Genomic DNA, 22,713 nt, shown 5'->3' with positions numbered 1-22,713 from the left:
CATTACTGGATGCAACAGGCTGCATTACCACCTAGCCAAAGCTTTGTGTCAGAGCGCGTCCGTGCGGTTTGTGCCTTTGCCGGACGAGCCGGTCTGACATCATCGCTCCAAACCGCCACCAAAACAAGCCGGTCAGTGCAACAGGGGCGGACCCGCGCGCCGATCGGCAGGCTGGTCGATTGTCGTATCCCTGCCAATGGCGGCGCGCTGTAATGTTGAGAAAGATCAACCTTCGCGAAAATTTGACAACGGCCCGCCTGCCGGCTATCGGCACACATCAAATTTGTCAAACCTGGCGGTTTGGCCGCGATTGCGTATCATTCCAGGCTTGACTCATCAAGATGGCCCCCATGCTCCCAACTATCGAACAACGCCTTGCCCTTGAACTTGCCGCCAAACCGGTGCAGGTTGCCGCCGCCATCGCCCTGCTCGACGAAGGCGCCACCGTGCCGTTTATTGCGCGTTACCGCAAGGAAGCGACCGGCGGCCTCGACGACATCCAGCTGCGCTTGCTGGAAGAGCGGCTGCGCTACCTGCGCGAACTGGAGGACCGGCGCGCGGCGATCATCGCCTCGATCACCGAACAGAACAAGATGACCCCGATCCTGCTGGACGCCGTCACCCATGCGCTCGACAAGACCCGCCTCGAAGACCTTTATTTGCCATATAAACAGAAGCGCCGCACCAAGGCGCAGATCGCGATCGAGGCGGGGCTGGCGCCGCTGGCCGACGGCTTGCTGGCCGATCCGACCGTCCATCCCGAAGAGGAAGCGGCTAGCTACCTGCGCGAGGCGTTTGTCAGCGACGACGGCAACGGCAACAATCCCGGCGTGGCGGACATCAAGGCGGCGCTGGATGGCGCGCGCCAGATTTTGATGGAGCGCTTCGCCGAAGACGCAACGTTGCTGCAGGCGCTGCGTGAGTACGTGCGCGAGCACGGCATCGTCGCCTCGAAAGTGGTCGCCGGCAAAGAGGACGAGGGCGAAAAATTCGCCGACTACTTCGACTATTCGGAAACGCTCGGCACGGTGCCGTCGCACCGCGCGCTGGCGCTGCTGCGCGGGCGCCGCGAAGGCATGCTCGACGTCGTCCTGCGGCTCGACACCGAGCCGGAGAAGCCGAAATGGGACGCCCCGCACAATCCCTGCGAAGGGCGCATCACGGCGCGCTTCGGCATCAAGAACCTGGGCCGCCCGGCCGACAAGTGGCTGCTTGACACCGCGCGCTGGACCTGGCGCGTGAAAAGCTTCATGCACCTCGAGACCGAGTTGATGGGCGCGCTGCGCGAAAAAGCCGAACTTGATGCGATCAACGTGTTCGCGCTGAACTTGAAGGCGCTCTTGCTTGCCGCGCCGGCCGGCCCGCGCGCCACCATGGGCCTCGATCCGGGCCTGCGCACCGGCGTCAAGGTGGCGGTGGTGGATGCCACCGGCAAGGTGGTCGACACCGCGGTGATCTACCCGCACCAGCCGAGGAACGACTGGGACGGCTCGCTGCACCTGCTCGGCCAGCTGGCGGCCAAGCACAAGGTGTCCTTGATCTCGATCGGCAACGGCACCGCCTCGCGCGAAACCGACAAGCTGGCGCAGGACCTGATCAAGCAACTGCCTGAACTCACATTGACCAAGATCGTCGTCTCGGAAGCGGGCGCCTCGGTGTACTCGGCCTCCGAATTCGCCTCGCGCGAGCTGCCCGACATGGACGTGTCGCTGCGCGGCGCGGTATCGATCGCGCGCCGGCTGCAAGATCCGCTGGCCGAACTGGTAAAAATCGATCCGAAGTCGATCGGCGTCGGCCAGTACCAGCACGACGTGTCGCAAAGCCAGCTGGCCCGCTCGCTCGACGCAGTCGTCGAGGATTGCGTCAACGCGGTCGGCGTCGACGTCAACACGGCGTCGGCGCCGCTGCTGGCGCGCGTGTCGGGCCTGTCGTCCTCCGTGGCCCAAAGCATCGTCACCTACCGCGACCTGAAAGGCGCGTTCGCTTCGCGCGCCGCGCTAAAAGCGGTGCCGCGGCTGGGCGAAAAAACCTTCGAACAGGCGGCCGGTTTCCTGCGCGTGATGGGCAGCGCCAATCCGCTCGACGCTTCGGCGGTGCACCCGGAATCGTATCCGCTGGTCGAAAAAATCCTGGCCGATATTGAGCGCGACATGAAGGCGGTGATCGGCGACGCGGCGCTGCTGAAAACGCTCGATCCGGCACGCTACGCGGACGATAAATTCGGCGTGCCGACAATTACCGACATTTTGAGGGAGCTGGAAAAGCCGGGACGCGATCCGCGGCCGGAATTTACCACCGCAACCTTCAAGGAAGGCGTCGAGCAGCTGCGCGACCTGCGCCCCGACATGATCCTGGAAGGCGTGGTGACCAACGTGGCGGCGTTTGGCGCCTTTGTCGACATCGGCGTGCACCAGGACGGGCTGGTGCATATTTCGGCGCTGTCGAACACGTTCGTAAAAGATCCGCATTCGGTGGTAAAAGCCGGCCAGGTGGTGCGGGTGAAGGTGATGGAAGTCGACGAGAAGAGAAAGCGCATCGCGCTGACGATGCGCCTGACCGACAGCGCGCCGCAGCCGGGTGCGAAGGTCGAGCAGCGCGGCGACCGCGTGGATGGCAAGCGCTTGGCGCAGCACCAGAAGCAAGAGAAGTCGCCGGCGCCGGCCAGTGGCAGCATGGCGGCAGCGTTCGCCAAGCTGCGCGGCTGATCGGCAAGCAATTTCCTGCTGCCGCCACTAGCAGCGGCGTTTTCTTATAAAATGCCGTCATCCATTCATTTTTTTCACCGAGGCAGCCATGAGCGACGTACAAACCTGGATCAAAGAGACCGTCAGCACCACCCCGGTCGTATTGTTCATGAAGGGCACTGCCCAGTTCCCGCAATGCGGCTTTTCCGGCCGCGCGATCCAGATCCTGAAAGCCTGCGGCGTCGAGAACATCGCCACCGTCAACGTGCTGGACGATCCGGAAGTGCGTCAGGGAATCAAGGATTTTTCGAACTGGCCGACCGTTCCCCAGCTGTACGTGAAGGGCGAATTCGTCGGCGGCACCGACATCATGAACGAGATGTTCGCATCGGGCGAACTCAAAACCTTGCTCGATGCCTGATTCGCGGCCGCGGCGGCTGGTCATTGCCATCACCGGCGCCACTGGCGCGGTGTATGGGGTGCGGCTGCTGCAGCAACTGGCGGCAATTGGCGGCGTCGAGACGCACTTGGTCATTTCCGACGCCGCCAACCTGACCTTGCACCAGGAAGTGGGCATGCAGCGGCGCGATGTCGAGGCGCTGGCCAATGTGGTGCACAAGAACCGCGACGTCGGCGCCGCGATCGCCAGCGGTTCGTTCCAGTCCGACGGCATGGTCGTCGCGCCGTGCTCGATGAAAACCCTGGCCGCGGTGGCGCTGGGCTTGTCCGACAACCTGATCGCGCGCGCCGCCGACGTGGTGCTCAAGGAGCGCCGCCGACTGGTGTTGATGGTGCGCGAAACGCCGTTCAACCTGGCGCACTTGCGCAACATGACGGCGGTGACGGAAATGGGCGGCATTATTTTTCCGCCGCTGCCGAGCTTTTACAATCGCCCGCAATCGATCGGCGACATGGTCGACCATACGGTGGCGCGGGTGCTCGACTTGTTCGCAATCGAGCACGCGCTGGCGCCGCGCTGGGCCGGCATGAAGCCACCCGCCGACGCCTGACTCAGGCGAATGCCCGGGCCGAGCGCGCCGGTTAGCGCTTGTCGAACTGACAGCAGTCGGCCTTCTTCATCTCTTTTGCTTCCTCGACCATCCTGCGGTGCTGGATGCGTTTGCGCATCACTTCCGCATGCTGGGCTGCCGTCATTGGCGGAACTGTCATCAAATCCTTGAGTTGCGCGGTGTTGCTGTAGTTGCTTTTCATATGACAACGATCCTTGGCTTGGTTTCGTATCAAGGTGACAATAGTGGCCGTCACTGCTGTGATTATGGCCCACTATCAGGTTTTGCACTGCACTGCATTGCACCGGCCTGGCGCGCAAGCAATCTTAATATTGTGCATTAATTGCGCGCGGATGCAATGACAAATCTACGTTGGGAACACTTGTTACACTTGTTCAAGTGTGTTGAAGCGGTCAAAGGCGCGGCGACATCAAAATGTGAGATTTATCGAAATTAATGTGTCTTTTAAGTGCAGAAGAACAAAGTAATTTACACACAAATACATACGAATTGCTACTTTTGGTTATTGACTCTCACCAGCATGCGGACAAATTCGCGCGCGATTTGGCGATGATGTTCATCGAGCCGCTGTAAATCGGCGATTAACTTGACATCTTCCGAATAGAAGCGCGCCAAGCCGTTCAAGGCGTCGCCATGTGGCGTGGCAGCATCGGCCCCGCCGAAACGCAGCCATTCCGCCGGCACGCCCAGCCATTGGGCAATCATGCGCAGTTTTTCCTGCGTAGGAATAGCTTCTCCCACCAACCATTTGCGGGCTGCGTGCACGGTGATCGGACGGCCGTCGAAGCGGATGTTAAATTCGCGGGCCAGGCGGGTGGGGCTGTCGGGCGAGTAATGGGCGTTCTTCAGTGACTGTTGCAAGCGCGCACTGAAACTTTCCCGTTCGTTGGATGAATTCATCGTTAACACTATTTCACGCATAGGGATGAAAGTCAGTTGCTTGACCTGCCAAGCCAATCGTGACCGTTTCCTCTACCTAAGTAACAGTTTAATGAGTATATACGGCGCAGGAAACGCGCACCGCCCGATAGCATTCAATCGACTGAAAAAAGTGCGAGATACCGCTGAAACTCATGGTTCAGTCCGCTTTTACGTAACGCGCGGCCCTCAACCCTCACCCCTGTTTATGCGCTAAAGCGGATGATGCCATCGGCGCCGATTGCCCGCCGCACAACGCCATCATTCCAGCACTTGTGCAGGTGGGCCAGCGCTTCGCCCAGCGCGAACGTGAGCTGGTGGGCGTCGAGTGGACGGCGAAACATGATCGGCACGATGTCCATCGCCGAGCAAGGGCTCGCGCAGGCTTCGACGACCTCGGCCAGGCGCGCCGCATGGTGGGCGCGCAGTTGACAGATGCGCGTGTGCAGGCCGCGAAAAGGCCGCCCGTGCGATGGCAGCACCAGCGTGTCGGCCGGCAAGTCTTCGAACCTGGCCAGCGAATCGAGGTACAACTGCAAGGGATTGCCTTCCGGTTCGATCGCAAACACCGACACATTCGTCGAGATGCGCGGCAGCACCATGTCGCCCGAGATCAGCACACCCAGCGCCGCGCAATACAGCGCCGCGTGCTCGGGCGAATGGCCGAAGCCGGTGATCACGCGCCAGCTGTGCTCGCCGATGGCGACCTGCTGGCCGTCCTGCATGCGCGCGTACGACGCCGGCACGGCCGGCACCAGCGATGGAAAATAATTGCGCCGCGTTTGCATCTGTTCGAGCAGTTCGGCGCCGGCCAGGCCGTGGCGCTGGAAATGGGGAATCGCCGCAGTGCCGTCAACCCCGGGCAGCGCAGCGGACATCATGCGAGCGAAACCGTATTCGCCGGTGGTGATCCAGAACGGCGCGTCGAAGCGGCGGCACAACCAGTCCGACAGGCCGATATGGTCCGGATGGCAATGGGTGGCGATGACCCGCAACAGCGGCAATCCATCCATGCCGTTGGCGAACACCTGTTGCCACGCATCGCGTGTCGCATCGTTGGCGACGCCGCAATCGACGGCGCTCCAGCCCGCCCCGGCCTCGCCCTCGTCGGCGATCAGCCACAGATTGACATGGTCGAGTGCGAACGGCAGCGGCATGCGCAGCCAACCCAGGCCCGGGGCCAGTTGGTGGACGGCGCCGATGGCGGGCAGAACATCGCCGAACGGGTAGGCAAGTTGCGACTCGAGAGCATTCATGGCGGATCTTTCGGTATTCATAAAGCCGGGTGGCGCGCTACAATGTGCTTGACGTTGACGTAAACGGAAAATGTCCACGCCATTCTAAGCGATTCCGGATTTTGCAATTTTTATCGTTTTTTACCGCCACCACGACCGCCATGCCAACCTATACCATCGCCGAACTGGCGCGTGAATTCGACATCACCGCGCGCGCCATCCGGTTTTACGAAGACCACGGCCTGCTCACCCCGAGCCGCGAAGGCGCCGGCGGGCGCAGCCGGGTCTACACGGCGCGCGACCGCACCCGCCTCAAACTGACGCTGCGCGGCAAGCGCCTCGGCTTGACCTTGTCGGAAATCAAGAGCATCGTCGACATGTACGAGTCGCCGAAAGACACCGTGGCGCAGATGAACCGCTTCCTCGGCATTCTGGCCCACCAGCGCGAAACACTCGAACAACAGCGCGCCGACATCGAAATGGCGCTGGGCGAAATCGCCGCCCACGAGGACGAATGCCGGCGCATGCTGGCCGAGGCGACGCAAGTCCAGGCTGCCACCTGACCCGGCTTTACTTTACGTTTACGTTAACGTCACTTCGGCGTATTATCCTCTTTTGCCCAATTTCCGTGAGGATTACATGTTGCACTTGCCTGGCTTGACCTTTGATCATGGCGAAGATATCGCCGCCCTGCGCGAAGCGGTGCAACAGTTTGCCGCCGTCGAAATCGCCCCGCGCGCTGCGGAAATCGACCGCAGCGACCAGTTCCCGATGGACTTGTGGCGCAAGATGGGCGCGCTCGGCGTGCTCGGCATCACGGTCGACGAGCAGTACGGCGGTGCCCAGATGGGCTACTTGGCCCACATCGTCGCCATGGAAGAGATCTCGCGGGCCTCGGCCTCGGTCGGCCTGTCGTACGGCGCCCACTCGAACCTGTGCGTCAACCAGATCAAGCGCAACGGCACCGAAGAGCAGAAGCGCAAATACCTGCCCAAGCTCATTTCCGGCGAGTACGTCGGCGCGCTCGCCATGTCCGAGCCGAACGCCGGCTCCGACGTCGTCAGCATGAAATTGCGCGCCGAGTTCAAGGGCGACCGCTGGGTCCTGAACGGCACCAAGATGTGGATCACCAACGGCCCCGACGCCGACGTGATGGTGGTGTACGCCAAGAACGACCTGGAAGCGGGCGCGCGCGGCATGACCGCCTTCCTGGTTGAAAAAGGCTACAAGGGATTTTCGGTGGCGCAAAAGCTCGACAAGCTCGGCATGCGCGGCTCGCACACCGGCGAACTGGTATTTGTCGACTGCGAAGTGCCGGCCGAAAACGTGCTCGGCGGCCTCGGCAAGGGCGTCAACGTGCTGATGTCGGGCCTCGACTTCGAGCGCAGCGTGTTGTCGGGCGGCCCGCTCGGCATCATGGCCGCCTGCATGGATGCGGTGGTGCCCTACCTGCATGAGCGCCGCCAGTTCGGCCAGCCGATCGGCGAATTTCAGCTGATGCAGGGAAAACTGGCCGACATGTACTCGACCATGATGGCGTGCCGCGCGTATGTCTACGCGGTCGGCCAGGCGTGCGACCGCGCCACCTCGCCGGAAGCGATCCGCAACCTGCGCAAGGACGCCGCCGGCGCCATTTTGTACAGCGCGGAGAGGGCGACCTGGATGGCCGGCGAAGCGATTCAGGCGCTGGGCGGCAATGGCTACATCAACGATTATCCGGTCGGGCGGCTGTGGCGCGACGCCAAGCTGTACGAGATCGGTGCGGGCACCAGTGAAATTCGCCGCATGCTGATCGGGCGTGAACTGTACGCCGAAACCAGCTAACGTCGCCCTCGCGAACGCGGTGGTCTCATTTGCTGGCGTTTCAGTGCCGCGTGCAAAATGGGGTCCCCGCATTTGCCAGGACGACGGCGGTAGAATGTAGTGGTTCAACTTAAACGAGAAGCACGATGACCCAAGCCGCGTTCCCGAAACTGCTGTCCTCCCAGATCGCATTCGATATCGCGCGCACGATTCTCGACGGCTTCGACAAGCACTATCGCCTGTTTCGCCAGACCAGTCAGCGCGCCAAGCGCCATTTCGAAACCGGCGCGTGGGCGGTAGCGCAGCAGGCGGCGCGCGAGCGCATCGGCTTTTACGACCAGCGCGTGCAGGAATGCGTGCAGGCGCTGGAGGACGAGTATTCGCACAGCGAGCTGACGGACGAAGTGTGGCGCGAACTGAAGCTGCACTACATTGGCATGCTGTCCGACTACAAGCAGCCGGAACTTGCCGAAAGTTTTTTCAATTCGGTTTGCTGCAACATCCTGCACCGAACTTATTTTCACAACGATTTTATTTTCGTGCGGCCGGTAGTGTCCACCGAGTACATCGAAACTGAAGAACTGCTGCCGACCTACCGCGTCTACTATCCCCACGTCGACGGCTTGCGCTTCACGCTCGAGCGCGTGGTCACCAACTTCCAGCTCGACACCAAATTTGCCAACCTCGACGGCGACATCGCGCAGGTCGAAGCGCGGCTGAAACTATTTTTCGGCCCCGACACGCTCGAACCGAACCACCAGATCCAGGTGCTCTCCAGCCTGTTTTACCGCAACAAGGGCGCCTACATTGTCGGCAAGGGCATCAACGGCAACCGCGAGTATCCGTTCGTCGTGCCGATCCTGCACAACGGCCAGGGCGAGCTGGTGCTCGACACCGTGCTGTACGAGCAGGAACAGATTGCGATTTTGTTCTCGTTCACCCGCGCCTATTTTCTGGTCGACATGGAAGTGCCGTCGGCCTACGTGCAATTTTTGCGCAGCCTGCTGCCGCGCAAACCCAGGAGCGAAATCTACACCATCCTCGGCCTGCAAAAACAAGGCAAGACGCTGTTTTACCGCGATTACCTGCAGCACCTGAAGCACACCTCGGACCGCTTCGAGATCGCTCCCGGCATCCGCGGCCTGGTCATGCTGGTGTTCGCGCTGCCGTCGTTCCCGTACGTGTTTAAAGTGATCAAGGACTTTTTTCCAGCGCCGAAGGAAACCACGCGCGCCCAGATCAAGGAAAAATACCTGCTGGTGAAAAACCACGACCGCGTCGGCCGCATGGCCGACACGCTCGAGTATTCCAACGTTGCCTTCCCGCTTGCGCGGTTTTCCGAGGAACTGATCGCCGAACTGATGCACCATGCGCCGTCGCTGGTCGAGATCGAGGCCAGCCAGATCATCCTGCGCCACCTGTACATCGAGCGCCGCATGGTGCCGCTGAACATTTTTTTGTCCAAGGCCGAGCAGGCCGGCAACGACGCGCTGATCGAGCACGGCGTCGTCGAATACGGCAATGCCATCAAGGAGCTGGTGGTGGCCAACATTTTCCCGGGCGACATGCTGTATAAAAACTTCGGCGTGACCCGCCATGGCCGCGTGGTGTTCTACGATTACGACGAGATCGAGTACATCACCGATTGTAATTTCCGCGACATCCCGCAGCCACGCAACGAGGAAGACGAGATGTCGGCCGAGCCCTGGTATTCGATCGGCAAGCACGACGTGTTTCCCGAACAGTTCGGCGTCTTCTTGCTCGGCAACGCCAAGATCCGCAAGGCCTTCATGGCCCACCACGCCGACTTGCTCACCCGCGATTTCTGGCAAGCGCGCAAACAGCGCATCCTGGATGGTTTTATTGAAGACGTCTATCCGTACCCGCAGCAGATCCGTTTTTGCAATCTCGCTTCATCAACATCGACTCCGATCACCCTGACCACCCCGGCAAGCGCAACACCGCCGGTCTATACTTCCCCTTATATGGAGAACCTTCACAATGAATGATCCAGTCGTTATCGTCGGCGCAGCCCGCACACCCATGGGCGCGTTCCAGGGCGATTTTTCTTCCAAGAGCGCGAACGACCTCGGCGCCGTCGCCATCGCCGCTGCCGTCGAACGCTCCGGCGTCGACAAGAACCTCGTCGAGCACGTCTATTTCGGCAATTGCCTGATGGCCGGCCAGGGCCAGGCGCCGGCGCGCCAGGCCGCCATCAAGGCCGGCCTGCCGTTGTCGGCGGGCGCCGTGACCTTGTCGAAAATGTGCGGCTCGGCCATGCAGACGACGATTTTCGCGCATGACGCGCTGCTTGCCGGCAGCGCCGAAGTGATCGTCGCCGGCGGCATGGAATCGATGACCAACGCGCCGTACCTGATCCCGAAGGCGCGCGGCGGCTACCGCATCGGCCACGGCATGATGTACGACCACATGATGCTCGACGGCCTGGAAGACGCCTACAGCAAAGACGAAAAAACCGGCGGCGGCCGATCGATGGGCACCTTCGCCGAAGAATGCGCCACCAAGTATGCGTTCACCCGCGAAGCGCAGGATGCGTTCGCCATCGAGTCGGTCAAGCGCGCCCAGGCCGCCACCAGCGAAGGCCACTTCAAGTGGGAAATCGCGCCGGTTACCGTGAGCGGTCGGCTTGGTGACACCGTCATCGACAAGGACGAAGGCCCGCTCAAGGCCAAGCTCGACAAGATACCGTCGCTGCGCCCGGCGTTCAAAAAAGACGGCAGCATCACCGCCGCCTCGTCGTCGTCGATCAACGACGGCGCCGCCGCGCTGGTGCTGATGCGCGAATCGACCGCCGCCAAACTGGGTTTGACCGTCATCGCCCGTATCGTCGGCCACGCCACCCACGCCCAGGAGCCGAACCTGTTCACCACGGCGCCGATCGGCGCGCTGCAAAAACTGCTGGCCAAAACCGGCTGGAGCGCTGCCGGCGTCGACCTGTTCGAGATCAACGAAGCGTTCGCCGCGGTGCCGATGGCGGCGATGCACGAACTCGATATCCCGCACAGCAAGATCAACATCCACGGCGGCGCCTGCGCGCTGGGCCACCCGATCGGCGCCTCCGGCGCGCGCATCATCGTCACCTTGCTGGGCGCGTTGAAAAAGACCGGTGGCAAGCGCGGCGTCGCGGCGCTGTGCATCGGCGGCGGCGAAGCGACGGCGATGGCGTTCGAAATGGCGTAGCCATGCCGACCGCGCTGATCGTGGGCGCCTCGCGCGGCATCGGCCGCGAGATGGCGCGCCAGTACCTGGCCGACGGCTGGCGTACCATCGCTACCGCGCGCACGGAAGCGCAGTGCGCGGCCCTGTCGGCGATGGGCGCAGAGGCGCTTGACCTCGACGTCGCCAGCGTTGACTCGATCGCGGCGTTGGGCTGGCACCTGGACGGCGAACAGCTCGACGTCGCCTTCTTGGTCGCCGGCCTGTACGGTCCGCGCAACGACGGTTTTCCGACCGACGCCGAGTTCGACGCCGTCATGCACACCAACGTGCTGGCGGCGATGCGGCTGCTGCCGCTGCTGGCCCCGATTGTGGCGGCATCGCGCGGAAAGCTGGCGGTACTGTCTTCGCGGATGGGATCGATCGGTTCGCGCACTGCCGCCAACGGCTCGCTATACCGCGCCAGCAAGGCCGCGCTCAACTCGGTGCTGAAAGACGCGAGCATCGAATTTGGCCCGCAAGGCGCCACCTGCCTGGCCTTCCATCCGGGCTGGGTGCAAACCGACATGGGCGGCCTTGGCGCCGACCTGCCGGTCGAACAAAGCGTGGCCGGATTACGCGCCACCCTGGCCCGTTTGAGCGCGCTTGATAACGGCAAATTTTACAATTACGACGGCACCCCGATCGCGTGGTGAGCCTCAACTCCCAAGCACGGACAACAAGCGAGACCGCATGATATTGACCGAAGAACACCAGATGATCCGCGACGCGCTGCGCAGCTTTTCGCAGGAGCGCCTCGCGCCCAACGCGGCGCGCTGGGACAAGGAACACCATTTTCCAAAGGAAGAACTACAAGAGCTGGCCGCGCTCGGCGCATTCGGCGTCGCCGTGCCGGAACACCTTGGCGGCGCGGGACTCGATTACGTGTCGCTGGCGCTGGTGCTGGAAGAAATCGCCGCCGGCGATGGCGGCGTGTCCACCATCATCTCGGTCAACAACTGCCCGGTGTGCAGCATCGCCATGATGTATGCGAACGACGCGCAGAAAGAACAGTGGCTGCGCCCGCTGGCGCGCGGCGACATGCTCGGCGCCTTCGCCCTGACCGAGCCGCACACCGGCAGCGACGCCTCGGCGCTGCGCACGACCGCCAGCCGCGTTGGTGACGAATACGTCATCAACGGCACCAAGCAATTCATTACCAGCGGCAAATACGGCGACGTCGCCATCGTCATGGCCGTCACCGACAAGGCCGCCGGCAAGCGCGGCATCAGCGCGTTCTGGGTACCGACCTCAAACCCCGGCTACATCGTCGCCGGGCTGGAACAGAAGATGGGCCAGCACTCGTCCGACACGGCGCAGATCCTGTTCGAGAACTGCCGCATTCCGCTTGAAAACCTGATCGGCGAGGAAGGGCAAGGCTACAAGATCGCGCTGTCGGGGCTCGAAGGCGGGCGCATCGGCATCGCTGCGCAATCGGTCGGCATGGCACGCGCCGCGTTCGACGCCGCGCTGGCGTACGCGCGCGAGCGCGAAAGCTTCGGCAAGGCGATCTTCGAGCACCAGGCGGTGCAGTTCAAGCTGGCCGACATGGCGACCAAGATCGAAGCGGCGCGCCAGCTGATCCGCCATGCGGCGTCGATGAAAGACGCCGGCTTGCCGTGCCTGAAAGAGGCGGCGATGGCCAAGCTGTTCGCCTCCGAGATGGCCGAACGGGTGGTGTCGGAGGCGATGCAGGTATTCGGCGGCTACGGCTACGTCAGCGATTTCCCCATCGAGCGCATCTACCGCGACGTGCGCGTGTGCCAGATCTACGAAGGCACCAGCGACATCCAGAAGATATTGATCGCGCGCGCGCTGTAGCCGGATATGCAGTGGTTTGTTATTTGCCGCCTTTACTGGGTCACCAGGCTGACGCCGCCGAGCACGAACGAGGTCTGCAGCGATTCATCCTCGGTCGCGGCGAACGACAGCGTCACCGTCTGTCCCTTGTAGGCCAGCAGGTCGATATTGCGGACCTGGTATCCGGGCGCCTGGTTCAGGTTGCTGTAGGGGGCCAGCATGGCCAGCATCGTTCCAGCGGAATTTTTTACCGTCACCACCATCTTGTCGTAGGCAATCTCGGCGCTGGTCTCCGAGGTGCTGCCGTCCCAGCCGCTAGTGCCGGACTCGACGCTGCCGTTGACGACTTTCTCGCTCGTGGTGCCCGACGACACCGTCAGTGTGGTCACGCTGGCCGAATCGGTTACCCTGACGCTGAAGCCGGCGCCGTACAGTTCCTGGGCTGACAACAGCACCCGGGCGCGGGCGCCGGCGTAATTGGTCGAGGCAGTAAACTGGATGGTCAGCGCGAAACCAGATACGGCAAGCCTTGTCGGTGCTGATGCCCGTCATTGCCAGCGGCGCACCGCTCAGATAGGCGCTGTGGTAGTCGCTGCTGGCGCTGGCGTTCGAGCCCTGCGACAGGAAGTAGAACATGCGGTTGTTCGGGCCGCCCGATTCGCCCGAATAGGTGAGATTGGACGTGGCGGCGACGGTGATGCCGTGCGACATCTCGTGGCCGATCACGTCGATCGCGCCGAGGTTGTAGAACGACGCACCATCACCGATGAACATGCACTTGCAACGGTCGTCGTAGAAGGCATTGTCGTAGTTGCTGAAGACGTGGGCGGCGATGTAGGTGGCGGTGTTGTTGCCGTCGAGCGAATACGAGCCGAGGGTGTTTTTCAGCATGTCGTAGGTGTTCATCAAGCCCCACATCGCATTCACCGCCGCGGTCTGGGCGTTGGCGTTGGTGGTGCTGCCGCCGGTGTACTGCTGGCCACCAGTGCGGCGTTGCACAACACGAGAGGAAATACGGCGAGCAAGGGGGCGGTCGATGAAAAAATGGTGCTGGCCGGACGCGTGGTCTGGCTCGTCCATACTCAGACGTGATTGCGCTTGAACGATGCCGCGGGATTGCGCGCTTCGAGCGAGCGCTGGAGCGGAGGCTTGATGGCGCGCAGGGCGCGGGCCACTTGGTGTTTCGCCAGCGCAAGAAAAATACCTATCGCGCAAAGGCGCGACGAAAAAAACCCCCGGCCGAAGCCGGGGCTTATCTGGGGCTTGCCGTGCTTACTGCGTCACCAGGCTGACCTTGTCGACCACGAATGAAGTTTGCAGCGACGCGTCTTCCTTCACGGCGAACGACAGCGTCACCGTCTGGCCCTTGTACGCCAGCAGGTTGAAGCTGCGGACCTGGTAGCCGGTTGCCTTGTTCAGGTTGGAATACGTCGCCAGGGTGCCCAATACCGTGCCGGCCGAATTTTTCACCGTCACCACCAGCTTGTCGTATGCGCTGGTGGTGGTGGTCTCGGCCGTGTCGATGTGCAGCGCAAACGTCAGCGAAGCCGCGGTGGCCGCCGACGGGATCGCCACTGCCTGGGTGATGGTTTCGCTGGCCGTGGCGCCGTTGCCGCCGAGCCAGGCAAAGCGGGTGCCGTCGTACGCGCTCTGGCCGGCGTAAGCGCCGATCACGCCGGTGGTGCCGGCCCAGCCGGTGGTGCCCGACTCGAAGCTGCCGTTGACGATTCTCTCGGTCGCGCCGCCTGAGGACACCGTCAGCGTGGCGGTGCTGCTGGTCGCGCTGCCTGGCGTTGCGGCCGAGTCGGTGACCCTGGCGCTAAAGCCGGCGCCGTTGTCGCCCGTTTGCGCCGTCAGGCTGTAGCTGGCCGCGGTGGCGCCGGCGATGCTGGCGCCGTTGCGCAGCCACTGGTACGTGTAGGGCGCGCTGCCACCGGTCGCGGTGACGGAAAAATTGGCGACCGCGCCCGCGGTCACGGTGACGCTGGCTGGGTTCGTGCTGATCGCCACCGCGCCGCCGCTAGCCGCTTCGGCGACGTCGGCGCCGACGTTGATCGCCGCGTATGCGCGCTGCACCGCGGTCGCTTCCTTGCTGCCCACGCCGTACAGTTCCTGGGCCGCCAGCAGCACCTTGGCGCGGGCGTCGGCGTAATTGGTGGAGGCGGTAAACTTGGTGGTCAGCGCGCGGAACCAGATACGGTAGGCCTTGTCGGTGCCGATGCCGGTCATCGCCAGCGGTGCCTTGTTCAAATAAGCGCTGTAATAGTCGCTCGTCGAGGTCGAGTTGGAACCCTGCGCGAGGAAATAGAACATGCGGTTGTTCGGGCCGCTGCTGTAGTGCACGTCGAGGCTGCCGACGGTGCTGCTCCAGGCGTTCGGGCTGCTGCCGTCCTTGCTCGGCTTGTAGAGGTAGCGCAGCGGCGTGCCGGTCTTGCTGATTTCAAGGCCCGTGACCCAGTCGTTGCCGGTATTCGGGATGGTGGTGCCGGTGCCGCCGGCGCGCGCATAGGCTTCCACCGCTTCGCCGTTGATGTCGGAACTGGACTCGTTCAAGCCGCCGGACTCGCCCGAGTAGGTCAGGTTACTGGTGGCGGCGGTGACGCCGTGGCCCATTTCGTGGCCAATCACGTCGATCGCACCGAGGTTCTTGAACGACGAACCGTCGCCAATGAACATGCACTTGCAAGTGTCGCTGTAGTAAGCATTGTCGTAGGCGGTGTTGACGTGGACGGCAATGTAGGTGGCGGTGTTGTTGCCATCGAGCGACTGCCAGCCGAGCGTATTTTTCATCATGTCGTAGGCGTTCATCAGCCCCCACATCGCATTTACCGCAGCGGTCTGGCCGTTGGCATTGGTGGTGCTGCCGCCGGCGATGTACTGCTGGCCGTCGCCCCAGGTGTTGGTCGTGTTGGTATAGATGGCGCCGGCAGTGGTGCCGTGGTTGGCGTTGGTGATTGCCATCGCGCCAAAGGCGCCGCCGATGCCGCGGTTGGCATCCTTCATCGTATAGGTGCTGCCCGACAAGGTGGTGCTGATCGGCACGACGCCGTTGTACTGGCTGTTGCCGGTGCCGGTCACGGTCTGCAGCGCCTGCCACTGCTTGAGCACGCGGCCGTCGCTGGCGCTGACCACGGTGTCGACATAGACCGGCCGGTTGCCGCCGGCAATCATGCGGGTCTGCACCAGATAGGCCAGCTCGTAGCCGGTGACCTGCTGTTCCAGGTCCAGGGCGTTGAGGTCGCTCTCGATCTTGTTGGCCGCCGCCGGCACCCGCACCGAGACAACGATCGGGAACACGATCAGCTCGGTGCTCGGCTTGGCCGCATGCACCGCGCCGGGCGAAACGGCCGCCACCACCGAATCGATCGCCGCCGCCGCCGATATCGACGGCTGCACGCTGAAGCTGGCAAAGCGGCCAAACATTTTCCCACTGGCAGCGCCGTAACCGAGGCCGGAACGGCGGTCGGTCACCGATTCGCTGACGATCTTGCCGGCGTCGTTGGTGACCAGCACCGATTCGGAGTGGAACACCCGCACGCCTTTATAGGTGTGGTCGACGCGGCTGATCCTGGTGCCGGCGACGCCCGGATGCGCGCTGGCGACGGCGTAGCCGTGGTTGGCGTCGAGGCCGCGCTTGTCGTTGGCGGCGTGAAGTTTGGCGACCAGCGCGCCGTGGTCCGATGCGGCGGCGGCAACAATCGGCGAGCCCATCATCGGACCGGCGGCCACCGCTTCGCTGCACAGCATCATCGGCAGCGCGGCCAACGATGCGGCGATCAGGGTTTTGCGTAAATTCATTGTCTTCTCCATTGGGTGGGTCGTAGATCTGATTTATCGTGTGCCTCGACACAGCCAGACGGTGTATGCCACCGCGCCATCGCCATCGAGAAAGCGACGGTATTCCCTTGATGCCGGGCAAGTCAAAAATCTCGCCAATTTGGACGAGCCCGCAAAAAATGTTAAATCTGGACATTTTTAATCACGATGAGTCTTGCTGGACAGACTTTTACTCCATGGCTGGAATGTGACATCGGCTGGCGCGCAGCAGCATCCCCCGCAAGTTTTTCGGTCGAATCGGCGCTTTTTCAGCACACTTTGGCAATTTTGCAACACTACCGAACTGCGGCATTTGGATAAGCTGTTCAAACTAATAGCTTTTTATTAATTGGTGGTTTTTAATGAATGCCAACTAATGTTTTGTTTTTGTATATGCATACATCGCATTTTTGCGTTCGCTTCAGTACGGCAAACGATTTCGCACGCTGGTGCTGCAAAAACGAAACAATTCGATAGATTCAATAGCGCAATTTGATTGCAATTTCTAATAAATAGGGCCTACACTCGTTACAAGTTACCGGCGGAAACGTCAGGTGGCGTCGATAAAAAGCACCGGGCAAGCGTCCGCCTACGGCGCCATTCAAGAGACCAACATGACTTCACCGCAATCTAGCGGCCGCGCGCCTTATACGGCCGGCGCGCGCTGACCGGCGCCACGCTGCCCGCCCAGGCAAACCTGGCCATACGCAACCATCCACATTCGCCAGCCACACGCAACCAGCGGCGACGTCAAGCACGACGCAGGAGCCAACCCTCGTTCGCGCGCGATGCATCTGGCCGGCCGGCTTGGCGAACAATTGAACAAGTACTGTACCGGGCGCCTCGGCCCGGAGGGGAAATCGAATACCTATGCTCTCGATCGCCAACAAAGTTGAACAGTTAGTGTCAGAGTCGCCCTTCCTGACCGAAGGGATCGCCGCTGGCCTAATCAACCTGTCCGAACTGGCGCGCCAGTTGCGCCCGCAGCTTGAATCGGACCTGTGGAAGCCGGTTGGCCAGGCCGCCGTGGTGATGGCGCTGCGTCGCATTTCGGAGCGCCTGCCGCCGCAGGACCGGGCAGCGCCGATTGTGCTGGCGCCGCGCACGGGCGAATTGACCACCCGCGCCGACTTGGCCATTTCAACCTACCGCCTGTCCGACAGCAGCAACGAATGCCAGCGCCAGCTGCTGGCACTGGCCGAGTCCTGTCCCGGCGCCTTCGTCAGCGTCACGCGCGGCGTGCACGAAGTGCTGGTGGCGTGCAGCCGCCCGCTCGATCGCATGGTCGAACAGGCATTCGCCGGCGAGCGCCTGCTGGCGCGGGTCGACAATCTGACTGCGCTGACGCTGCGGCTCAATCCCGAAACGCGGCGCACGCCGGGCGTGTATCACTCGGTGCTGAAGAAACTGGCGTGGGACAAGATCAGCGTGGTCAACATGATGTGCACGTTTTCCGAGCTGACCATCCTGCTCGACCAGTCGCAGGCCGGCGCCGCGTTTTCGGTGCTGTCGCAGATCGTCACGCACTGATGATCGAAGTGAGCAGTCGTCCTCGCGAATGCGGGGAACCAATGACTGTGTGATTAGCTGACCGCTGCCTCCAGCAACGTCACCGTCTGCCGCTCGGTATCGAGCCTGGCCCGCACCCCCATCGGCAGCGTAAACTGGTTGCCGATGTGGCCGAACGAATAACCCGTCACCGCCGGCACTTTCAAGGGCTGCAGGTGGATGTCGAGCGTCTCTTCCAACGTCAGCGTGATGTCCTCGTCGGTGCCGCCGCAGTTGTCGCAGATGCCGATCATCACCGCCGCCGCCGTGCCAAGGCCGAGCGACAAATCGAGCTGCGTCAGCCAGCGGTCGATCCGGTAAGGCGCCTCGTTGACTTCCTCGATGAACAGGATGCTGTTGCGCAAATCGGCGGCGTAAGGCGTGCCCGCCAGCGCGCTGACCATGCTCAGGTTGCCGCCCGTCAAAATTCCGCTTGCCTGGCCGGCGTGCACCGTGCGGATCGCGTAATGCGGCTCGACGCGGGCGCGCAGGTCGTTTTCCATTGCCATCGGAATGGTGTAGGTCGGCTGCGGATCCATCAGCACCGCCAGCATGTGGGCGGTCGAATAAACGGACGGCGTCGACGACGCCACCGGACCGTGGAACGTCACCAGGCCGGCGTGGCGCCCGATTGCTAGGTGCAGCGCGGTGATGTCGGAGTAACCGAGCAGCACTTTCGGGTTGGCGCGCACCAGCGCATAGTCGAGCTTCGATAGCAGCGAAATGCAGCCGGAGCCGCCGCGCAGGCACCAGATCGCTTTTACTTCGGGATCGGCGAACATGGCGTGCAGGTCATGTAATCGCTGCTGCACCGAGCCGGCGTAGTTGCCGTGCACCGCGCGCAGGTTGGCGCCAGGCTTGCAGCGAAAGCCGAGTGCTTCGATCCGGCGCACCGATTTCTCGATTGACGCATCGCTGGCGTGGCCGCCCGGCGCGATCAGGCCGACGAGATCGCCTTCGCGCAGGCGGGGTGGTTTGATCAACGGTCGTTTCCTGGGATGGTGCAACCGGTGCGGATGCGCATCGGCGGCGGCGACCACGCCGGGCAGCGCCAGCGCGGTTGCGACCAACGTGCCGAAGCCGCGCCGGCTGATTGGTTTGCTACTGCTCGACATCGCTGCTCGCTGACTAGGTGGATGCAAATGAAAAAAGCCCGCTGCACAAGGGCCGAAAGGCATGTGCAACGGGCCGCCAGCTTGCTACCTTGCTGCAATTATATGAACTTGTAATTGGCGAACAGGTTGAACGAACGGCCGCGTGGATCGGCCACGCGTGGCTCCCACGAGCTGCCGGCGCCGGTGTTGCCGTCGTATGTGATGGCAAACGGCGGATCCTGGTCAAAGATGTTCTTCACGCCGGCGGTCAGGGTCAGGTTCTTGATGCCGCCGTAGCTGACGCTGGCGTGGAAGATCGAGTATGGATCGACTTTCGACTGGTAATTGCTTGGCTTGACCAAACCATTGGCGACGCCTGGCAACACCTGGTCTTTGTATCCGGCGCGGTAGACATTGTACAAGGCCGTGCTCCAGTCGCCCTTCTTGAAACTGACGTTGGCAGTGTGCTTCCACTTCAGGCCGAGATCACCGGTGAACGTGAATTTGCCCACTTCGCTGGCGCCGAACGGGGCGTTGTCGTTGGCGCGGGATTTCTTCTCCAGCAGGTAAGAGCCGTCGATGCCGGCCGACCATACGCCGTCCCAAACCTTGCCGTTGGTGCGGGCGCCGACTTCGATGCCGCGCGTGATGCGGCTGCCGGCATTGACCCAGCGCTGGTCGACACCTATCAGGTTGCCGGCGCTGTCGCGCAGGAAGCTATCCTTGAACAGCTCGTAGTTGGCGAGCAAGGTGGCCACGGTGATCGAGTCGATCGTATTTTCCTTGCGCACTTCCCACAGGTCGAGGTTGGCCGAGAAACGCGATGATGGCTCGAACACGACGCCGATGGTGGCCTGCTTGGCGGTCTCGGGTCCGAGGGTAGGTTTGCCGCCGGTCACGGTGGTCGGCGTGATCGACTCACAGCCCGGCTTGGTGCTGTCCGCTTTCGCCCCCGGGCACTTGGCCGGGTCGGCCAGGTCCTTGCCGGCGTACGGCGACTCGGTGATGCCGTTGAACAGCTGGTTGAACGACGGCGCGCGGAAACCGGTATTGTACGAACCACGGAACAGCAGCTGGTCGACCGGCTGGAAGCGGAACGATACTTTCGGGTTGAAGGTGCTGCCGAAACCGGTGTAGTGATCCTGGCGACCGGCCAGCGTTACTTCAAGCGACTTCATTACCGGAATCATCACTTCGCCGTAGAAGGCGCGGATGTCGCGCTGCGCGTGCAGCAATGCATTGGCATCGTCGAACGGCGCATTGAGGATCGCCGGGCGGGCAGTGGCGGCGCGCGCGTCGCCATTGAACGCGTACTCTTCGCGGCGCAGGTCGGTGCCGATGGCGCCGAGGATGGCGCCGGTTGGCAACATGTAGAGCTCGCCTGAAATCGCGGCGTCGGCCTGGGTCAGGGTAGTCTTGCCGCCATAGAGGACAACGCCCTTGGCCGAAGTGCTGTTGATCAGGTCGGTCGCTGCCTGGGTTTGCTTTTCGCCGGCTTTCAGGAACGGGTTGACGATGCCGGTGCCGAGGGCGGCGCCCAGCGCTACGGTATAGTTGTAGCCGCTGCCGACGGTCGACTGCGACTCGCTGGAGGCGCGCGAAATGCCGACGCGGTAGTCGAATTTTCCGATCGGGCCATCGGCGCCGATCAGGAAGCGGCCAGCCTTGGTGGTGGTTTCTATTTCGCGGTTGCCGCAGTCCATGCAGCGCCAGCGGTAAGCCAACGGCAGGCCGCGGTTCGCTTCGAGCGTCGGGAATGCCGCGACCATGGCGTTGACGACGCCGTTATAGGCAGCGCCGGTGCTCGGGTAGAACGTGCTGGCGGGGAAGTTCAACGAGCTTGGCGAGACCTGGTTCGGTGAGAAGCTCTTCTTGACCGTGGTTTGCGAAGCGACGCCTTCGGCGAACACCTGGCTGGTGCCCAGCTTCATGGTGGCGCGGATCACGCCGTTGTCGCTCGACACAGGCTGCTGCAGCACGGCGGCGCGACCAGTATCCCATGCGCAACCGTATTTGGCGGAGGCGGTATCCCACAGTTTTTCATCGTACACGCCCATGCCGTCGATGGTTGCGCAACCGGCGCCGCCCGGCAGGTCGAGCAGGCTAATGCCGTTATAGGTCTGGGTGCTTGCGCCCGGAATGGTCGGGCCAGTGCCGCCGGTGCGCGCCATGAACGACGGGCCGACGGTGGTGGCGAACAGGTTGGCGAACGGCGCGCCGCGGGTGTCGACTGACAGGCCGCGGTCAGGCTGGAACGTGTTGATGAAGTCGCGCTGGTTGCCGCGCAAGGCCGCGTTCTCGCTGTGGGCGGCGGTGACGAGGATATTGAAACCTTTTTCGTTCAGGTCACCAAAACCGCCGACGACCGACACGCGCTTGATGTTACCGCCACCGGCCTGGGCAACGTCGGTAAATGCCTGCGCTTCGAGCCCGGTGTAATTCTTTTTGAGGATGAAGTTGATCACGCCGCCGATGGCATCGGTGCCGTAGATCGCCGAGGCGCCGTCCTTGAGCACTTCAACGCGCTCGACTGCTGCGAACGGGATCGAGTTGAGGTCGACTGCCGAACCTTTCATGCCGTGGGTCGCCACGCGGCGGCCATTGAGCAGGACCAGGGTACTGTCGGCGCCCTGGCCGCGCAAGTTGGCCGACGACGCACCGTTGTTGCCGCGCTGGGCGCCAGAGGTGACGTCGGCGTTACTGGCCAGATTGTCCGAACCGTTGCCGTTGACATTGAGCGTCATGATCAGTTGCTCGGCGGTGACAATGCCCTGCTCTTCCAGCTGTTTCTTGGTGATGATTTCAACCGGCAGCCCGCCCTCCTTGGCGATCCGCTTGATCGAACTACCCGTGATTTCCACGCGCTGCATCGCTTGCTGCGATTGCTGCGATTGCTGCGGTTGCGCCTCCTGCGCCATTGCCGGACCGACGACGCCGATCAGGGCAATCAGGTGTGCGATTTTTTTCAACTTCACGGGTAATCTCCTCGGGGTTCTCTTGGGCGGGGTGGCCGCACTTGGATGCAAGTACGGCAATATTGTAAAAGTAATGTCTTTGCATTACGTTATGTGATCAATTCAGAATAAGCGCAGGCGCTCGGCGCTATCCAATGAAATAACCTAGTGGAAATATAACTTTTAGGGTAACTATTCAGCCGCTATGCAGCTGACTGAATAGGAGTGCCGGCGAAGGCCTGCTGCAGCACGGCAAGCATGTTGTGGCCTTGCTTGCGCAGGGTGTCGAGGCAGGAGCGAATGACGCAGAAATACTCGGCGCCATCAAGCGTGCGGAAGCAGCCGGAAACCTTCTGTTTCACTTTTGGCATACGGACTGCACGCTCGGCCGTGTTGTTTGTAAACGGCACCGTGAAGTTGCCGATGAAGCGCAAGACGGCGTCGCCGTACTGACGGAAGCGGCGCAGCAGGTTGACCGTGGTCGATTGCTTGACGCGTCCGCTGGCGACGGGATTGGCCCTTTCGCCTTCCCGCACGATGTTGTCGTAGACGGTGCGGAAGGCGCACACGTCGTCGGCGCTGAAGACGATTTGCCGCTCACGCGCCGCCGTGCA

At 62.4% G+C, this 22,713-nt stretch carries 19 protein-coding genes; 10 read left to right on the top strand and 9 right to left on the bottom strand.

The features are described from left to right. Positions 1–350: 350 nt before the first annotated feature. The 3 genes from CR103_RS06435 to CR103_RS06425 all read left to right on the top strand — a co-directional run bounded on the left by CR103_RS06435 (position 351) and on the right by CR103_RS06425 (position 3,694). Entirely contained in the window at positions 351–2,705 is a 2,355-nt protein-coding gene (locus CR103_RS06435) for a Tex family protein (protein ID WP_099915182.1), read from the top strand. Positions 2,706–2,793: 88 nt separating this feature from the next. Continuing rightward, a complete protein-coding gene (gene grxD, locus CR103_RS06430) occupies positions 2,794–3,105 on the top strand; it encodes a Grx4 family monothiol glutaredoxin (protein ID WP_099915181.1) in 312 nt (103 codons plus the stop codon). Then, positions 3,098–3,694 (top strand): UbiX family flavin prenyltransferase, encoded by a 597-nt coding sequence (locus CR103_RS06425; RefSeq protein WP_099915180.1) that lies wholly within the window; start codon positions 3,098–3,100, stop codon positions 3,692–3,694. Before grxD ends, CR103_RS06425 begins: the two co-directional genes overlap by 8 nt. Before the next feature lie 31 nt (positions 3,695–3,725). Here the strand turns inward: CR103_RS06425 and CR103_RS22525 are convergent, their stop codons facing one another. The 3 genes from CR103_RS22525 to CR103_RS06415 all read right to left on the bottom strand — a co-directional run bounded on the left by CR103_RS22525 (position 3,726) and on the right by CR103_RS06415 (position 5,889). Continuing rightward, a complete protein-coding gene (locus CR103_RS22525; protein WP_180279301.1) occupies positions 3,726–3,896 on the bottom strand; it encodes a hypothetical protein in 171 nt (56 codons plus the stop codon). Between the two features lie 311 nt (positions 3,897–4,207). After that, positions 4,208–4,615 (bottom strand): hypothetical protein, encoded by a 408-nt coding sequence (locus tag CR103_RS06420; RefSeq protein WP_099915179.1) that lies wholly within the window; start codon positions 4,613–4,615, stop codon positions 4,208–4,210. 224 nt (positions 4,616–4,839) lie between these two features. Further along, positions 4,840–5,889 carry an MBL fold metallo-hydrolase gene (locus tag CR103_RS06415; protein WP_099915178.1) on the bottom strand — a complete coding sequence of 350 codons (1,050 nt, stop codon included), beginning with the start codon at positions 5,887–5,889 and terminating at the stop codon, positions 4,840–4,842. Positions 5,890–6,029: 140 nt separating this feature from the next. On the opposite strand from CR103_RS06415, the gene CR103_RS06410 reads away from it, so the two are divergent. From CR103_RS06410 to CR103_RS06385, 6 genes are all read left to right on the top strand, one after another. Next, on the top strand, positions 6,030–6,431 hold the full coding sequence (locus CR103_RS06410) for a MerR family transcriptional regulator (RefSeq protein WP_099915277.1): 402 nt from the start codon (positions 6,030–6,032) through the stop codon (positions 6,429–6,431). A gap of 76 nt (positions 6,432–6,507) precedes the next feature. Beyond that, entirely contained in the window at positions 6,508–7,692 is a 1,185-nt protein-coding gene (locus CR103_RS06405) for an isovaleryl-CoA dehydrogenase (RefSeq protein WP_099915177.1), read from the top strand. Between the two features lie 125 nt (positions 7,693–7,817). Beyond that, a complete protein-coding gene (gene aceK, locus CR103_RS06400) occupies positions 7,818–9,680 on the top strand; it encodes a bifunctional isocitrate dehydrogenase kinase/phosphatase (protein ID WP_099915176.1) in 1,863 nt (620 codons plus the stop codon). Next, a complete protein-coding gene (locus CR103_RS06395) occupies positions 9,673–10,872 on the top strand; it encodes an acetyl-CoA C-acyltransferase (protein WP_099915175.1) in 1,200 nt (399 codons plus the stop codon). Before aceK ends, CR103_RS06395 begins: the two co-directional genes overlap by 8 nt. A gap of 2 nt (positions 10,873–10,874) precedes the next feature. Then, a complete protein-coding gene (locus CR103_RS06390) occupies positions 10,875–11,543 on the top strand; it encodes an SDR family oxidoreductase (protein WP_099915174.1) in 669 nt (222 codons plus the stop codon). A 37-nt stretch (positions 11,544–11,580) separates the two neighbouring features. After that, a complete protein-coding gene (locus tag CR103_RS06385; RefSeq protein WP_099915173.1) occupies positions 11,581–12,708 on the top strand; it encodes an acyl-CoA dehydrogenase family protein in 1,128 nt (375 codons plus the stop codon). A gap of 32 nt (positions 12,709–12,740) precedes the next feature. Here CR103_RS06385 and CR103_RS24065 read toward each other — a convergent pair whose 3' ends face one another. The 3 genes from CR103_RS24065 to CR103_RS06375 form a co-directional block, all read right to left on the bottom strand. After that, entirely contained in the window at positions 12,741–13,076 is a 336-nt protein-coding gene (locus CR103_RS24065; protein WP_370659422.1) for a hypothetical protein, read from the bottom strand. Continuing rightward, complete coding sequence (locus tag CR103_RS24060) at positions 13,003–13,767, bottom strand: hypothetical protein (RefSeq protein ID WP_370659421.1); 765 nt, start codon at positions 13,765–13,767, stop codon at positions 13,003–13,005. Before CR103_RS24060 ends, CR103_RS24065 begins: the two co-directional genes overlap by 74 nt. Positions 13,768–13,959: 192 nt before the next feature. Beyond that, positions 13,960–16,485 (bottom strand): M4 family metallopeptidase, encoded by a 2,526-nt coding sequence (locus CR103_RS06375; protein WP_099915172.1) that lies wholly within the window; start codon positions 16,483–16,485, stop codon positions 13,960–13,962. Positions 16,486–17,406: 921 nt separating this feature from the next. Here CR103_RS06375 and CR103_RS06370 point away from each other — a divergent pair. Beyond that, a complete protein-coding gene (locus CR103_RS06370; RefSeq protein WP_229442826.1) occupies positions 17,407–18,033 on the top strand; it encodes a hypothetical protein in 627 nt (208 codons plus the stop codon). Positions 18,034–18,086: 53 nt separating this feature from the next. Here the strand turns inward: CR103_RS06370 and CR103_RS06365 are convergent, their stop codons facing one another. The 3 genes from CR103_RS06365 to CR103_RS06355 form a co-directional block, all read right to left on the bottom strand. After that, entirely contained in the window at positions 18,087–19,166 is a 1,080-nt protein-coding gene (locus CR103_RS06365; RefSeq protein ID WP_099915170.1) for a S66 peptidase family protein, read from the bottom strand. Positions 19,167–19,264: 98 nt separating this feature from the next. Beyond that, the gene (locus CR103_RS06360; RefSeq protein WP_099915169.1) at positions 19,265–22,120 is read right to left on the bottom strand and encodes a TonB-dependent receptor domain-containing protein; all 2,856 of its coding nucleotides are present in this window, start codon (positions 22,118–22,120) and stop codon (positions 19,265–19,267) included. 182 nt (positions 22,121–22,302) lie between these two features. Then, positions 22,303–22,713, bottom strand: a 411-nt coding sequence (locus tag CR103_RS06355; protein ID WP_143752537.1) for an IS66 family transposase, incomplete at its 5' end; no start/stop codon positions are given.

The sequence above is a fragment of the Massilia psychrophila genome, from assembly GCF_002760665.1.
Taxonomy (GTDB): Bacteria; Pseudomonadota; Gammaproteobacteria; order Burkholderiales; family Burkholderiaceae_D; genus JAFCUW01.
Note: the sequence above shows the minus strand (reverse complement) of the source record. Positions and strands in the feature narration are given on the sequence as shown.

What these genes read in the sequence shown, in the direction of transcription:
- CR103_RS06435 (WP_099915182.1), top strand. Translation starts at nt 351, where the DNA reads ATGCTCCCAACTATCGAACAACGCCTTGCCCTTGAACTTGCCGCCAAA.
- grxD (WP_099915181.1), top strand. Translation starts at nt 2,794, where the DNA reads ATGAGCGACGTACAAACCTGGATCAAAGAGACCGTCAGCACCACCCCG.
- CR103_RS06425 (WP_099915180.1), top strand. Translation starts at nt 3,098, where the DNA reads ATGCCTGATTCGCGGCCGCGGCGGCTGGTCATTGCCATCACCGGCGCC.
- CR103_RS22525 (WP_180279301.1), bottom strand. Translation starts at nt 3,896, where the DNA reads ATGAAAAGCAACTACAGCAACACCGCGCAACTCAAGGATTTGATGACA.
- CR103_RS06420 (WP_099915179.1), bottom strand. Translation starts at nt 4,615, where the DNA reads ATGAATTCATCCAACGAACGGGAAAGTTTCAGTGCGCGCTTGCAACAG.
- CR103_RS06415 (WP_099915178.1), bottom strand. Translation starts at nt 5,889, where the DNA reads ATGAATGCTCTCGAGTCGCAACTTGCCTACCCGTTCGGCGATGTTCTG.
- CR103_RS06410 (WP_099915277.1), top strand. Translation starts at nt 6,030, where the DNA reads ATGCCAACCTATACCATCGCCGAACTGGCGCGTGAATTCGACATCACC.
- CR103_RS06405 (WP_099915177.1), top strand. Translation starts at nt 6,508, where the DNA reads ATGTTGCACTTGCCTGGCTTGACCTTTGATCATGGCGAAGATATCGCC.
- aceK (WP_099915176.1), top strand. Translation starts at nt 7,818, where the DNA reads ATGACCCAAGCCGCGTTCCCGAAACTGCTGTCCTCCCAGATCGCATTC.
- CR103_RS06395 (WP_099915175.1), top strand. Translation starts at nt 9,673, where the DNA reads ATGAATGATCCAGTCGTTATCGTCGGCGCAGCCCGCACACCCATGGGC.
- CR103_RS06390 (WP_099915174.1), top strand. Translation starts at nt 10,875, where the DNA reads ATGCCGACCGCGCTGATCGTGGGCGCCTCGCGCGGCATCGGCCGCGAG.
- CR103_RS06385 (WP_099915173.1), top strand. Translation starts at nt 11,581, where the DNA reads ATGATATTGACCGAAGAACACCAGATGATCCGCGACGCGCTGCGCAGC.
- CR103_RS24060 (WP_370659421.1), bottom strand. Translation starts at nt 13,767, where the DNA reads ATGGACGAGCCAGACCACGCGTCCGGCCAGCACCATTTTTTCATCGAC.
- CR103_RS06375 (WP_099915172.1), bottom strand. Translation starts at nt 16,485, where the DNA reads ATGAATTTACGCAAAACCCTGATCGCCGCATCGTTGGCCGCGCTGCCG.
- CR103_RS06365 (WP_099915170.1), bottom strand. Translation starts at nt 19,166, where the DNA reads ATGTCGAGCAGTAGCAAACCAATCAGCCGGCGCGGCTTCGGCACGTTG.